11 protein-coding genes are annotated in these 13,761 nt (G+C 56.1%); 4 read left to right on the top strand and 7 right to left on the bottom strand.

Going from position 1 to position 13,761, the window contains the following annotated elements:
- Positions 1-8 precede the first annotated feature (8 nt).
- Positions 9-572: a GNAT family N-acetyltransferase gene (locus ACYVHX_RS09490; RefSeq protein WP_460671386.1), complete on the top strand. Its 564-nt coding sequence runs from the start codon at positions 9-11 to the stop codon at positions 570-572.
- Here the strand turns inward: ACYVHX_RS09490 and ACYVHX_RS09485 are convergent.
- The 3 genes from ACYVHX_RS09485 to ACYVHX_RS09475 all read right to left on the bottom strand — a co-directional run bounded on the left by ACYVHX_RS09485 (position 461) and on the right by ACYVHX_RS09475 (position 4,886).
- On the bottom strand, positions 461-2,143 hold the full coding sequence (locus tag ACYVHX_RS09485; RefSeq protein ID WP_460671385.1) for a M28 family metallopeptidase: 1,683 nt from the start codon (positions 2,141-2,143) through the stop codon (positions 461-463). The two genes, ACYVHX_RS09490 and ACYVHX_RS09485, sit on opposite strands and share 112 nt — an antisense overlap.
- A gap of 125 nt (positions 2,144-2,268) precedes the next feature.
- Positions 2,269-3,360 carry a trypsin-like serine peptidase gene (locus ACYVHX_RS09480; protein ID WP_460671384.1) on the bottom strand — a complete coding sequence of 364 codons (1,092 nt, stop codon included), beginning with the start codon at positions 3,358-3,360 and terminating at the stop codon, positions 2,269-2,271.
- A 95-nt stretch (positions 3,361-3,455) separates the two neighbouring features.
- Positions 3,456-4,886 carry a phytoene desaturase family protein gene (locus ACYVHX_RS09475; protein ID WP_460671383.1) on the bottom strand — a complete coding sequence of 477 codons (1,431 nt, stop codon included), beginning with the start codon at positions 4,884-4,886 and terminating at the stop codon, positions 3,456-3,458.
- Positions 4,887-5,133: 247 nt separating this feature from the next.
- Between ACYVHX_RS09475 and ACYVHX_RS09470 the strand changes: the two genes are divergently transcribed.
- Positions 5,134-5,958: an aminotransferase class IV gene (locus tag ACYVHX_RS09470; protein ID WP_460671382.1), complete on the top strand. Its 825-nt coding sequence runs from the start codon at positions 5,134-5,136 to the stop codon at positions 5,956-5,958.
- A 50-nt stretch (positions 5,959-6,008) separates the two neighbouring features.
- On the opposite strand, the gene ACYVHX_RS09465 is transcribed toward ACYVHX_RS09470, so the two are convergent.
- A complete protein-coding gene (locus tag ACYVHX_RS09465; RefSeq protein ID WP_460671381.1) occupies positions 6,009-6,563 on the bottom strand; it encodes a KdsC family phosphatase in 555 nt (184 codons plus the stop codon).
- A gap of 89 nt (positions 6,564-6,652) precedes the next feature.
- Here ACYVHX_RS09465 and ACYVHX_RS09460 point away from each other — a divergent pair, with 89 nt between their 5' ends.
- Positions 6,653-7,879 carry an AGE family epimerase/isomerase gene (locus ACYVHX_RS09460; protein WP_460671380.1) on the top strand — a complete coding sequence of 409 codons (1,227 nt, stop codon included), beginning with the start codon at positions 6,653-6,655 and terminating at the stop codon, positions 7,877-7,879.
- Here the strand turns inward: ACYVHX_RS09460 and ACYVHX_RS09455 are convergent.
- On the bottom strand, positions 7,876-8,679 hold the full coding sequence (locus ACYVHX_RS09455) for a Rossmann-like and DUF2520 domain-containing protein (RefSeq protein WP_460671379.1): 804 nt from the start codon (positions 8,677-8,679) through the stop codon (positions 7,876-7,878). The two genes, ACYVHX_RS09460 and ACYVHX_RS09455, sit on opposite strands and share 4 nt — an antisense overlap.
- A gap of 80 nt (positions 8,680-8,759) precedes the next feature.
- On the opposite strand from ACYVHX_RS09455, the gene ACYVHX_RS09450 reads away from it, so the two are divergent.
- Positions 8,760-10,247: a cellulose synthase family protein gene (locus ACYVHX_RS09450; RefSeq protein ID WP_460671378.1), complete on the top strand. Its 1,488-nt coding sequence runs from the start codon at positions 8,760-8,762 to the stop codon at positions 10,245-10,247.
- An 80-nt stretch (positions 10,248-10,327) separates the two neighbouring features.
- Here the strand turns inward: ACYVHX_RS09450 and ACYVHX_RS09445 are convergent, their stop codons facing one another.
- Together ACYVHX_RS09445 and lpdA are read right to left on the bottom strand one after the other, a co-directional pair.
- Positions 10,328-12,013 carry a hypothetical protein gene (locus ACYVHX_RS09445; protein WP_460671377.1) on the bottom strand — a complete coding sequence of 562 codons (1,686 nt, stop codon included), beginning with the start codon at positions 12,011-12,013 and terminating at the stop codon, positions 10,328-10,330.
- A 208-nt stretch (positions 12,014-12,221) separates the two neighbouring features.
- Positions 12,222-13,622 (bottom strand): dihydrolipoyl dehydrogenase, encoded by a 1,401-nt coding sequence (lpdA, locus tag ACYVHX_RS09440; RefSeq protein WP_460671376.1) that lies wholly within the window; start codon positions 13,620-13,622, stop codon positions 12,222-12,224.
- Positions 13,623-13,761: the final 139 nt, after the last annotated feature.

Here is a 13,761-nt window from a genome sequence, read left to right as displayed (position 1 = left end):
CTTTGTTAATGAACCTATTAATCACCCCACTCACCCTGGCCGATCACCCCGAAGTCGTGGAAGTTTGGGAAGCGTCGGTGCGGCCCACGCACCACTTCCTGACGGAAGAAGATATTCAGTTCTTTAAACCGCTGATTCTGAACGAATACCTGAACGCTGTTGCGCTGGTTGGCCTGCGGGATGAAGCCGGAAAATTAAGCGGTTTTCTGGGAACGGCCGATCATAAAATCGAGATGTTGTTTATCCATCCGGACGCGATGGGGAAAGGACTTGGCAAAATTCTGATCGATTACGCTATTCGGCAACTAAAAGCCACCAGAGTCGACGTGAAGAAGCCAACGGGCAGGCCGTCGGTTTTTACCGCCACCTGGGTTTTCAGGTCGTCGGCCGGTCGGAACTCGATTCCAGCGGAAAACCGTTCCCGATTCTCCACCTGGAACGGACGACCTAGCCCAAAATCTTACTTTCCGCTGTCGGCCGGCGCTTTGCCCGCCGGTTTGGCGCCGAACTTGTTTCCAAAAAAATCGCCGGGATTCCAGGTCGGACGCTGCGGATTCTGGGCCGTCAGGTAGCCAATCAGAAACTGAAGCTGGGCGTGTTTGGCGGCTGCGTTGAAATCAAACGGCTGGTTGATGTCGTCCTGCGGAGAGTGGTAAATGGTCGCCCGCCAGTCGAGGTTCAGCTTCAGGCCGTCGAGTTGCGGATTGCCGGTTTCGGTGCCGCTTTTGATGTAAATAGCCGGAATGCCGTGCCGCACAAAGCTAAAATGGTCACTGCGCATAAACACCACCTGTTCCGGAATGGGATCTTTCGCCACCTTGACCCCCAAATACTTCGCCACCGTATTGACTTCCTTCGCCATGCTCGAATGCTCGGAGCCATACGGCACAATGTCCACCAGCGAATGGAAGAAAAACGGCATATCCAGACACAGATTAGCCACCAGCTTTTCTTTCGGAACCGTCGGGTTGCTGGCAAAATAATCGGACCCCAGCAGACCCATCTCCTCCGCCGTGACGGCCACGAACAAAATGGACCGCTTGGGTCTGGTGGGCAAGGCCGCAAACAGCCGGGCCGCTTCCAGGTTGATGGCCACCCCCGACGCGTTGTCGTGCGCGCCGTTGAAAATGGAATCGCCCTTGACGGGCCGGCCAATGCCGAGGTGATCGAGGTGCGAAACGTAGACGACGTATTCGTCTTTCAAAACCGGGTCGGTTCCCGGCAAAACGCCCACGACGTTATACCCGGCAATGTCGCCCCCGGAGCGGGTTTCGGTTTTGATCCGGGCCGAAAAATTAAGCGGAAACGCCTGGGCCACGCTCTTGTTGGCGGCCGCCAGCACGTCGGCCAGCGCATGACCGGATTCGGCAAAAACCGTCCGGGCGGTCGAATCGCCCAGTGCCGCCACGCCTTTCAGTTTCGGAAAAACCCGCTGCGGTTGGCCGTTTTTATTGAGCCAGCGGTACGTGCCCTGCCGCGCCCGCGCCGAGGATGCCTCCATGCGGTTCCGGACGTCGGTGGGCAGGCTAAACGACAGGACGCCCACGGCGCCGTGGGCAGCCGCGTTTTCGAGTTTGGCCGAATTGTGGTAGGCGCGCTGGTTGGACGGAAAAGCCGCCGGAGCTCCGTTGAAATAAGCCACAATTTTGCCTTTCACATCCACATTTTTGTAATCGTCGTAGTTCAGATCGGGGGCCGTAACGCCAAAACCGACAAAAACAACCGGGGCCGTTGTCTCACTTTTTTCGTCGCCGTAAACCGGACTCAGGGTGTAATTTTTGCCGAGTGTCAGCGGTTTTTCCTGCCCTTTTTTACTGATGAACGTCAGTGAGCTGCCTTCTTCGTGAACCCGCCACTGGCGCAGCGGCACTTTTTGCAGGTACGTTTTTTCCTCGCCCGCCGGTTGCAGACCCAGCGCTTCGAACTGCGCAATCACGTAATTGGCCGCCAGCCGGTAGCCCCGCGTACCCGGTTTCCGGCCTTCCATCGCATCGTCGGCCAGAAACCGCATGTGGGCCTTAATGGCTTCCGGTTTGACCGATTGGGCCGCCGTTTGCGCATCCGGTAGAATGCCCGTTTTGTCCTGAGCGAACGAAAGGGAAAAACTGAGAAACAGTACGTTTAAGGTCAGGGCGGTTTTCATATCCGGTTGCAATTAAACAAGCAAGATAAGGAAAGCCGCCCAGAAAAGCAGACCTGAAGGATTGATTAATCGTTTTGAGCGGTTGCAAACAGAAACCGCAACCGCTCAAAACGAACCGTTTCCGATCAGGTAAATTCGCTGCGGGCTTTGGCCACCAGATCCCGCATGTCCATGCTGCCGCTGGCGCCGTTGTTCGTGCTGTTTTGCCAGGATTGGACGGCAATGGCGCGCGGGCCTACATCGCCCTCCCAGAATCCGAAAACCGGTCCGCCCGACTGACCCGGGAACACATCGGCCTGGTGCAGAATGGCTTGCGCATCGGCGTCGGTGCCATCCACCCGAAAACCGCCCTGCCAGGTCGGGCGCTGCCCGTTATTGAGGTCGCCGGGGTAGCCCATGTGCGACCAGACGGCCAGGTTGTCCCAGTCATCGTTGTAGCCCCGGGCGCCCATCCAGCCGGTGGTGTCGCCCAACCGGCGATCCAGCACCACCACCACATAGTCAAAATTGCCTTCGTTGCCGGAGATAAAACCGTCGCCGTCTTCCTTGACGTACCAGTAAATGTGGCTGCCGTACGCTTCGCCAAACGGCGTACCGCCATCGTAGTAGGAGGGCGTAAACCGCACCCAGTCGGCGGCAAAACCCGCCGGGGCGGTCCAGTCGATTACGTGGCTGACCGTGAGCAGGTGACGCGGGCCAATCATTACCCCCGAACCACTGCCGCGATTGGTTTCCACCAGGCCGACGGTCGACCAGGGATAGGTCGTATCCCGAAAAGCCCGGCGGTTATCGGAGCCGAAAATGGTGGTGGCCACCCGCCGTTCACCCGTCACCTCCCGAATGGTTTTGATGCTCTTTTGCAAATCCACCGGCGTGGGGTTAAAACCGAGGTGGTCCGGAATAAAGCTGGTCAGTTGTTTTGCCAACTGGTCCTCGCTGATTTTACGACGCTCTACCTTAACGGCTTCTCCTTTCAGGGCCGATGGCAGCGCGCGGGTTTCGGTCCGGACGCCGTCAATTTCGACGACGATTTCCCAATGGTCTCCGTTATCACCCCGGTCGACGCGCTCGAGTCGGGTGGTGACTTTGGGTTCTTTTTCCGCGGTAATGTGGAAGCGCCGTTCGATCTGGATCAGACTGTCTTTCAGAGCTTTACGCGGCTTGAAGTGCCGTTCAATTTCTTTGAACGGTACCGGTTTTTCATGTTCGTTTGGCATGGCTATTGGTCTGGTTAGATTTAATTTTACCGACACAATAATGGACAATTTCAATGAACACCAGCCCGAACGGCCTATTGAACGGTAGGTAGGTTTTAGGAAGCGGTAAACAGATCCTTCAAGGCCCGCCGGGCCGCGTGAAAACCGCACATGCCGTGGACCCCGCCCCCGGGTGGGGTAGAAGAGGAGCAGATGTAAAGCCCTTTAGCCGAGGTCCGGTAGGGCGACCAGCGGAGCGCCGGCCGGGTAAAAAGCTGGCCCAGGTCGATAATGCCGCCGTTGATGTCGCCCCCGATGTAGTTGGGGTTGTGTTCCTGAACCTGAAGGGTATTCATGGTGTGCCGCGCCAGAATCCGGTCGCGAAAACCGGGTGCAAACCGCTCAATCTGCCGCTCAATGGCGTCGGTTCGGTCCACCGTCGAGCCGTTGGGAACGTGGCAGTAGGCCCAGGCGGTTTGCTTGCCGGCCGGAGCCCGCGTTTCGTCAAACTGGCTCTGCTGCGCCACCAGGACGTACGGTTTTTCGGGGTGCTGTCCTTGGGCCGCCTGCCGCTCCGACCCGGCGATTTCCTCCAGCGTGTTGCCAATGTGAACCGTTCCGGCCCGGCGGCACCCCTCGGCCGTAAACGGGATCGGCCCGTCGAGCGCCCAATCCACTTTGAACACGCCCATGCCGTAGCGGTAGCGATTCAACTGCCAGCGGTAGAGCGACGAAAACCGGTGTCCGGCAATTTGCAGGAGTTGCCGGGGCGTCACGTCGAACAAAACCGCTTTGGCCGACGGCAATTGGGCCAGGTTCGAGACGTAAACGTTTGTTTCGATTTTACCGCCCAGCGAAACAAAATACGAAGCCAGCGCCTGGGCCATCTGCTGCGAACCGCCTTTGGTCAGCGGCCAGCCGCGCAGATGAGCCGCCGTCATCAACACCGTCGCAATGGCCGAAGTGGTTAGATTGGATAAGGGCTGGATCGAATGCGCGGCCATTCCGGCCCAGAGCCCTCTGGCCTGTTTGGTTTTAAACCAGTGCGCCAGCCAGGTCGACGGGGGGAGAGCCTTGAGGCCGAAAGCAGCGAAATCAAGCGGGTGTTTCGGAAACGTGAGCGGTCCCAGCACATCGCCATCGATGCGGGGCCACTGATCGATCAGGGGTTTGAAAAACCGGAGGTAGGCCCCTTCATCCGCGCCCAGCGAACGGGCGGTTTCGTCCACCGAGCGGGTCAGCAAAGCCGCCGTGCCGTCGTCGAACGGATGCGCGGCTGCCACCGGCGGCTGAATGTATTCCAGGCCGTGCGCTTCGAGCGGTAAGGTCCGAAAAAACGGCGAACCGGCGGCCATCGGGTGAATGGCGGAACAGGTATCGTGCATAAAACCGGGCAACGTCAGTTCGGCCGACCGCAGGCCCCCGCCGATGGTCGGTTTTCCTTCTAGCACCAACACCGATAACCCGGCTTGCTGCAACGTGATGGCGGCCGCCAGTCCGTTCGGGCCGGAACCCACGACCAGGGCGTCAAATTCAGTTTTACTCACGATGCTCTTTAATTATTCCGCAGGGTAGGCGGAGCCGCTGCGAACCTCCTTTCTCCGCTTAACCGCCGGGCGGCCCCGTCCGCGAAACAACTACTTAATTCCGTAAGTTCGTTAAACTTTCCAGCGCCATTGAATCCTTCCGTTCGATTTAAGCACTCCGTAAGTCCTGACGATGGATTTTAAGCGGTTTGCCAACTCGGTAAAGCCATTCCTTCTATCTTTGTTTTTCGACTACGTACGCATCGGTATGGCTTATTACGGTTATTTCAACGGCGCAATTCTCCCGGTTGAGCAGATTTCGTTCGGCATCACGGACCTTGGCTTCCTGCGCGGTTTCGGACTTTTCGATTATTTCCGCACCTACAACGGTCGTCCTTTTCAGTGGGATTGGTACTGGGAGCGGTTTGCCAACTCGGCGGCTAAAATGCATCTGCCCGTGCCCCTCCAGAAAGAGGAAGCGCACCGGGTGGTGATGGAACTGGTCGAAAAAAGCGGTTTTCCGGACGTTGCCATCCGTTTTGTGATGACGGGCGGCTACAGCCCGGACAGCATCAGTGTCGTTGCGCCGAACCTGCTGATCATGGCCGAAGAAATACACCCCGTACCGCCTGTTCAGTTTGAAGAAGGCATCAAGGTGATTCTGGACGAGTACGTTCGGGAAATGGCCGAAGTGAAAAGTACGGACTACAAGCGGGTGATTCTGCTGGCGCAGGCCATTCGCTCGGCGCGGGCGTCGGATGTGTTGTACCAGAAAAACGGCGAAATCAGCGAACTGAGCCGTAGTAACTTCTTTCTTTTCAAAGGCGACCGGCTGATTACGCCCAACCGCCACATTCTGCACGGCATCACGCGCCGGACGGTTTTGCACCTGGCGCAGAACGATTTTCAGGTGGAAGAGCGGCCGGTGCTGGTTTCCGATCTGTACGATGCCGACGAAGCTTTCACAACCAGTTCAACGAAAAAAGTGCTGCCCATCGTCCAGGTGGGCGACCTGACGGTGGGTGACGGAAAACCGGGTAAACGGACGTTGTTTCTGCTGGAAGAATTTAATGAACTGATCGAAAACTGGTGACAGACGACTGGTCGCCAGACCGGCCAGCTTTGGGCGGTTTTCAAAGCGATTTACTTTTCACTTTGCACGGCAAACGGATCGTCGTTCGTCATCCACGACAGCCATTTGTTTTGCGCTTTCATCACCTGCTCGATCACGTCGCGGACGGCCCCGCGACCACCCGCAACGGGTGAGATGTAGTCGCAGACGGCTTTAATTTCGTCGGCAGCATCGGCGGGGCAGGTGCTGAGCAGGGCCGGGCGGGACAGCACCTGTAAGTCCGGAATGTCGTCGCCCATGTACAACACCTCGGCTTCGTTGATCCGGTCGCGGTTCAGGAAGTTGAAGTACGCATAAATCTTCTGCTCAACGGGGCCGCCCATAAAAATATCCTTGATTTTCAGAAACTCCAGCCGCTTGCGAACGCCAGCCTGATTGCCGGCCGACAAAACCGCCACCCGGTATCCGGCATGAACGGCCCGCTCGATGGCGTATCCGTCGCGGATGTTAAAGGTCCGGAATTGTTCACCCGACTCCAGGGCGTTGACACTGCCGTCGGTCATCACGCCGTCAACGTCGAAAATGAAGGTGGTTATTCGTTTGAATCGTTCCTGTAAAGCCGTCATGCGGAAGGGGTTGAGCCACGAAAATACGCGTTCAGTCGGTTTAATTTCCATTTCCTGCGATTTTCTTATAGTTTCGGGCGTGCCAACGCATGCAGAAAATTTCGATGGATTTCAGTAAACTGGCGGCCCAGTACCAGGAAAGCCTTTTCCGAACAATCATCCCTTTTTGGACCCAACACAGCCGCGATATGGTTTGTGGCGGCTATTACAATGCCCTGACCGACCAGGGCGATGCGTTCGATACCGACAAGGTTCTTCAACTTCAGGCGCAGCAAATCTGGGCTTTTTCCTTTCTGTTCAATCAGGTCGATGCCATTCCGTTGTGGCTGGAGCTGGCCCGGCACGGCGTTGACTTTCTGCTCAAAACCGGTCGACACGAAAACCGTTGGCTGGGTGTGGTCGACCGCCGGGGCCGCCCCGTGGCTCCGGCGGCCACCATTGCCCCCGACTGCGCAGCCGCGATGGCGTTTGCCCAGTTTTACCAGGCCACGCAGGAGACCGAATGGGCGGTTATTGCCCGGCAAACCATCGGTGCCATCCTGGCCCATCGTCAGCAGCAACGCGACCAATGGGAAGCGGATCTGGGCGGTTTCCGGCCCCTGAAACACCTTGGCGAACCGATGCTGCTGCTGAAGGCCTTGCTCGAAACCCGCTCGCTGCTGGACCCCGACGTCTACAAACAGGCGTACGAAGCAGTTTTGGGCGAAATTCAGAACGAGTTTTTTGACAAACGAATTGCGGTTTTGCGGGAGAATGTGTTGCCCGGCGGTTCGTTTTGCGACAGTCCGGCCGGCCGGCGGTTGCACGGCGGCTACGGTTTTGAAACCGCTGCTTACCTGTTGGAAGCCGCCGAGCTGACGGGCAACCGCCGGCTGGCTCAACAGGCCGTTCAGATGGCCCTGCACCTGGCCGACATTTGCTGGGATGAACCGCTGGGCGGTTTTTTTCAGTATGCCGACCTGAAAGCACGGCCCAGTATCTACAGCGAATGGGACCGGAAACTTTGGTGGGTGCACGCCGAAGCGCTGGCGGTTTTTTCGAAAGGATACATTCACACCCGCCAAAACGACTGCCTGAAGTGGTTTTGGAAAACGCACGATTACACCTGGCACCATTTCCCGGATAAAGGAAACAAGGAATGGTTCGGCGTTCTCGACCGGAAGGGGCAACCCGTTTCAACCCTGAAGGCCAGCCCGGAAAAAAGCTGCTATCACCTGATCAAAAGCTTGTACGGCACCTGGCGGGCGCTGGAACAGGCCGCCGTGATTGCCACCAAAAACCGCCTGGAGACGCGCCTGGGCCGACCGGCGAATTAAGCGCTTTCCGCCCGGTGCTGAATGCCGTCGGACAGCATTCGGTACAGTTGCAGCCAGGCCGGCTTGTCCGATAAATAGGCCCGATGCAGGCCCAGCGTGCTCCCATCTCCGCGCCGGGCCGGACCGGTTTGCACCTGCGCCGGATGGCCGGCATCGAGGGCTTTCTGAAACGTTTCTTCAATCAGAGGGCGCAATAAATCAAACTCCAGATTTTCGGAATCGGTCAGGTCTTTGGCGATGCCGAGCAGGTAATTGGTGAAATTACAGGCAAAAACCGCAGCCAGATGCAGCACTTTTCGTTCGTGGGAGTTGATCAGGTACACAATCTGGCTGAGCTCCTGCGCCAGCGTCACCAGCCGGGCTTCCGTTTCGGGCTCGCTGGCTTCGATGCAGAGCGGAATGGTGTCGAAACTAAGCGGATTGGTGCCTTTGCTGAACGTTTGAAGCGGGTAAAAAACGCCGGTCTGCACCGGTACATCGCTGTAGATCGTCACCAGCCGGTGCAACATTTCCAGCGATTTACTGCCCGAGGTGTGGACTAAAACCGCGTTTTCGGGCAGGACTAGCTCCGAAACGACCGTTTCCAGGGCATCATCGGGAATGGCGAGCACGAACAGTTCCGCTTCACTTTCGGCAAAGTTCAGATCGGTACTCAGGCGGGCGTCGTACAACATTGAAATCAGTTGGCGGGCGTGTTTGGCCTCGCGGCTGTATACCTCACAGATAAAATGCCCGGCATTTTCGAAGGCCATTGCCAGGTGCCAGGCCAGATTCCCGGCACCAATGAAGGAGAGTTTCATGTGATAAAGATATTTTTCAACGGCAAACAAAAAACGATTCCGGCAGTTTTTTCGACGGTCATCCACTGTGAGAGGGGAAAATGGAAGCGTTCATATTAGCATTATATGGCTTGGTTTTGTTACTGTTATTTTCATACAATTGCGGACAGCTCAGCTTAATTATCAGTTACCTGCGTTCCAAACGAAAACGGGTATCGTTTCGGCAGTATCCGGCGACGCAGGCCGAGTCGGTTCCGTCTGTTACCGTGCAGCTGCCGATTTACAATGAACTGTACGTAGCGGCCCGCCTGATTGACGCGGTGGCGCAATTAAATTACCCGGGGGCCAAATTCGAGATTCAGGTGCTGGACGACTCGACGGACGAAACCGTGGGCATCATTGCGGAGAAAGTAGCGCATTACCAGCAGATCGGCATTGACATTCAGCACATCCGCCGGCCGGAACGGAGCGGGTTCAAAGCGGGCGCCCTGAGCTACGGGCTGGAACGCGCCAAAGGGGAGTTCATCGCCATTTTTGACGCCGATTTTGTGCCGGAACCGGATTTTTTGCTTAAAACCATCCCCCATTTTGAAAACCCGAAAGTCGGCATTGTCCAGACCCGCTGGACGCACCTGAACGAAGATTATTCCGTTTTGACGCAGTTGCAGGCCTTTGGTCTTAACGCCCATTTCTTCATTGAACAAGGCGGGCGCAATGCCGACGGTTATTTCATGAACTTCAACGGCACGGCGGGGGTCTGGCGAAAAACCGCCATTCTCGACGCCGGTAGCTGGAGCCACGACACCCTGACGGAAGATCTGGACCTGAGCTACCGCGCCCAGTTGAAAGGCTGGCAGTTTGTTTATCGCGAGGACATTGGCTCCCCGGCCGAACTGCCGGTGGCCATGAATGCGCTCAAATCGCAGCAATACCGCTGGATGAAAGGAGCCGCCGAGTGCGCCCGCAAGCTGATGGTCAAGGTGATCGGCGCTCCGCAAATACCGTTCAGAATTAAGCTGCACGCCTTTTTTCACCTGCTCAGCAGTTCCACGTTTATTCTGGTTTTTCTGCTGGGTCTGCTGAGCGTACCGGTTTTATACATCCGAATCCGGCATCCGGAATACCAGTCGGTTTTTCTACTACTCGGTTTTTTTCAACTTAACTTACTGATTCTGATTTTCTTTTACGGCATCCCGTTCTGGCTGGAACGACGGGGCAAGCTCGAACAACTGGGCCTGTATTATTTCCCGATGTATTCGTCGCTGATGATGGGCCTGTCGCTCCACAATACCATCGCCGTCGTGGAAGGCTTCATCGGCCGGAAAACGCCTTTTATCCGCACCCCCAAATTCAATGTGAAAGCGGGTGGCGACACTTGGCGCACGAACAAATACCTGCACCTTGACCTCAACCCCGGCATCAACTGGCTGACCATGCTGGAAGGTGTTTTTATGCTTTATTTCCTGTTCGGAATCGGGCTGGGATTTCATTTTCACCAGTACAACATGCTGGTTTTCCACGTCATGCTGACGGTCGGTTTCGGACTTGTTTTTCTGTACAGTCTGTTTCATGCCGGCCACCGGGTCTAAAGCGGGCGGTTTTCCGGAACCTCAAAAACCCGCAGCGCTATCGGGAGCACTGCGGGTTCCAACCATTAACCTAACTAAACTTAATTCGAGATGCAGTTGCGAATCAACTGCTTGAAGGCTTCGGCCACGTAGCGGCCTTTTTCAATATCGCCAAGCTGGATTTTTACCGTGTGGACATAGTCGGAAGGCTTTCCGTCTTTGTAGGTCTTCACCAGTTTTTCTTTTCCTTTCGTGACCAGACTCACGTAGACGTTCTTGCCGTCGACATCAAAATTGGTTGCGTCGGCATTGAAGTCTTTCAGCGCCAGATCGTACACCAGTTCCGCTGCTTTCCGGCCGCCCTGCGTCACCGTCAGTTTCAGATCGCAGGTGCCATTTTCGGCCGACAGCGTGTAATTCGTCGGTTCTTTTTCGCCCAGATCCTTCGGTAATTGCTCTTTGATCCACTCCAGCCGGGCCTGCTGACTGCCGGTCGGCACCGGGCTTTTGCGGGATTGCGCGCACAACTGAACGGCTTTTTCAAAGGCTGGTGACATATACCGGACATTCTCCAGATTGTCGGCGGCTAATTCGATGCCGGATACGTAATTCTGCCGAACGCCATTTTTCGTGTATCCGATGAACTTGCGGTTGTCGCGGGTTTTCAGGTCGATGGCGTACAGTTCTTTATCGACGCCCAGTTTGGCGCCTTTCTCGGCCAGATCGGCCAGGTTGAATTCGTAGACCTCCTCGGTGTTGTTCTTATTGTAGGTTTCGCGCCGGGTGTAGGTGCAGATGCAGTCCGGTTTCAGGGTTTGCTCAATCGTGCGGTCGTTGGTTTTGGCAGCCTGTAAACTCGATTCCAGGTATTTCTGGGCACTCGCCATGCTGGCAAAAACCGGCTTGCGGGCTTCCAGTTGCTTGACAGCCAGCGGAATCAGTTTGCGCCAGGCTGCGGCCACGTCCCGAATCCGGTCGGCGTCACCGCTGATGATCTCGAACGTCTGAACGACATTGTCCAGTTTACCGTCCTTCGCATACCCCATCAGTTTCTGCTTCTGCTGAACCACCAGCGACAGTTCAAACCGCTTGCCCCTGGTTTCGACCTGCAAGCCTTCCAGCCCCAGATCGCCAAGGTTGAACGAGAACGTTTCGGAAGACGCCGAACCTTTCGCACCCACTTCGCTGCGCCGGAAAACCGCCCGCAGGGGGTTATCAAAATCGAACGTCAGCGCCTGTTCGTACTTGTCGGAGCCGATGGCTTCGCTGCCGATGTTGGTTTTCAGCCACTGGCGCAAATCGTCCAGCGTTTCCGGCGTCCGGGTCGGTTTATAGGCTTTTTCGGCCGCCTGAATCGCTTTTTTCAGCGACTCGACCAGGGCCTTGGCAAGGTCCGGATTATCGGCGTAGAGCTTAACCCGATCGGTCAGGCTCTTGAGTTCGCCGTTTTCGCTGTAGCGGATAAATTTTCGGTGCTGTTTGGTATCGGCAATGACCGAGATGACGTCCCTTTCAACTTTGTACGTCACGGTCGCCACATCCAGATCCGACAAATTCAGGAAGTACGTATTTTCGTCGCCTTTGCCTTTGTCGCTGGTTTTAGTGACGGAGAACGTGGCCCGGTAGGTAGGCTGCGACGCTTCCAGTTTCTGAACGAATTGGGCATTGCCGGTTTTAACGGGTTGCAGTTGCGTGGAGACGCCGGCCAGTGGGCCGGTCATCAGGTCCTGGGCATTGGCCGCCAGGCAGAACGTGACCGCCAACCAGGTCAGTACTGGTTTTTTCATGGTGTTTAGTTATGTATTTGTTGTCAGGCATTGCCGGTTTCAAAAACCGTACGACAAAGGTAAGCGCCGGAGCGCGGGCCGAAAGAGGACTTGTCAGCAAACGGAATTTTCAGATTCCCAACTGTTCATTTTGCGGATTGAATCGTAAAAAAAGAACCCCGCAGAAGCGGGGCTTCTGCGGGGTTCCGGTATTTCAAAACCGGGTTGCCTAGAGGTGAATGGCTTCGCCGTAAGCCGCTTCCGTGGCATCCTTGATGGATTCCGAAATGGTCGGGTGGGGGTGAACGGCTTTCAGGATTTCGTGTCCCGTGGTTTCCAGCCGGCGGGCGGCCACCACTTCGGCCACGATTTCGGTCACGTTATACCCGATGAAGTGCGCACCGAGCCACTCGCCGTATTTTTTGTCGAAAATCACCTTCACAAAGCCTTCCGGCGCACCGGCGGCTTTGGCTTTTCCCGACGCCGAGAGTGGGAATTTTCCCACCAGAATGTCGTACCCGGCTTCCTTGGCGGCCGCTTCCGTGTACCCCACTGAGGCAATTTCGGGCGTGCAATACGTACAGCCGGGAATGTTGTTGTAGTTCAGCGGTTCGACGTGGTCCAGTCCGGCGATTTTTTCCACGCAGATAATGGCTTCGGCGGAGGCTACGTGCGCCAGCGCCTGGCCTTTCGTGCAGTCGCCGATGGCGTAATAGCCTTCCACGCTGGTCCGGTAATAGTCGTCGGTCGTGATTTTACCACGGTCGGTTTTGATGCCGGTTTCTTCCAGTCCGATGTTCTCGATGTTGGCCACCACACCCGCGGCCGACAGCACCACTTCCACGTCGAACGTCTTTTCGCCCTCCGGCGTTTTGACGTACACTTTGCTCAGTTTACCGCTCGTATCGACTTTTGTTACTTCCGAACTGGTGTAGATGTCGACGCCCAGCTTTTTGTAATGCTTGGCCAGTTCTTTCGAAATTTCCTCATCTTCGACCGGCACGATGCGCGGCAGAAACTCGACGATCGTTACTTTGGTGCCCATAGCCGCGTAGACGTACGCAAATTCAACGCCGATGGCGCCGGAACCAATGACGAGCAGGGATTCGGGCTGTTTTTCCAGCGACATGGCTTTCCGGTATTCGATCACGCGCTGACCGTCGATGGGAACGGCGGGCAGGGCGCGGGCGCGGCCACCCGTGGCAATGATTACGTGTTTTGCTTCGTATTCGGTGGTTTTACCGTCTTTATCCGTTACGTCAATTTTCTTACCCGGTTTTACTTTGCCGTTGCCGAGCAGCACATCAATCTTATTTTTTTTCATCAGAAACGTCACCCCTTTGCTCATGGAGTCGGCCACGCCCCGGCTGCGCTTGATCACCGCACCAAAGTCGGCCTTTGCGTCACCGCTGATGGTAATTCCGTAGTTTTCCGAATGTTTAATGTATTCAAATACCTGCGCACTTTTCAACAAGGCTTTGGTGGGAATACAGCCCCAGTTCAGACAGATTCCGCCCAGACTTTCGCGTTCGACAACGGCCGTTTTGAGACCCAGCTGCGATGCACGAATGGCGGCAACGTAGCCACCGGGGCCGCTGCCGAGAACAATTACATCATATTGTGATGCCATATGTAAGGAATGTTAATGAATAGGAAGAATTAACCGCACGGGTGCCCCCGAATGCACTCTCAGAGGGAACGCAAAGTTAGGCTGAAAAGTTGATTTACCTAGTTCATTCCAACGGGCAGGCTGGTTTCCGGGAATCGCT

Source organism: Larkinella ripae, assembly GCF_054780775.1.
Note: the sequence above shows the minus strand (reverse complement) of the source record. Positions and strands in the feature narration are given on the sequence as shown.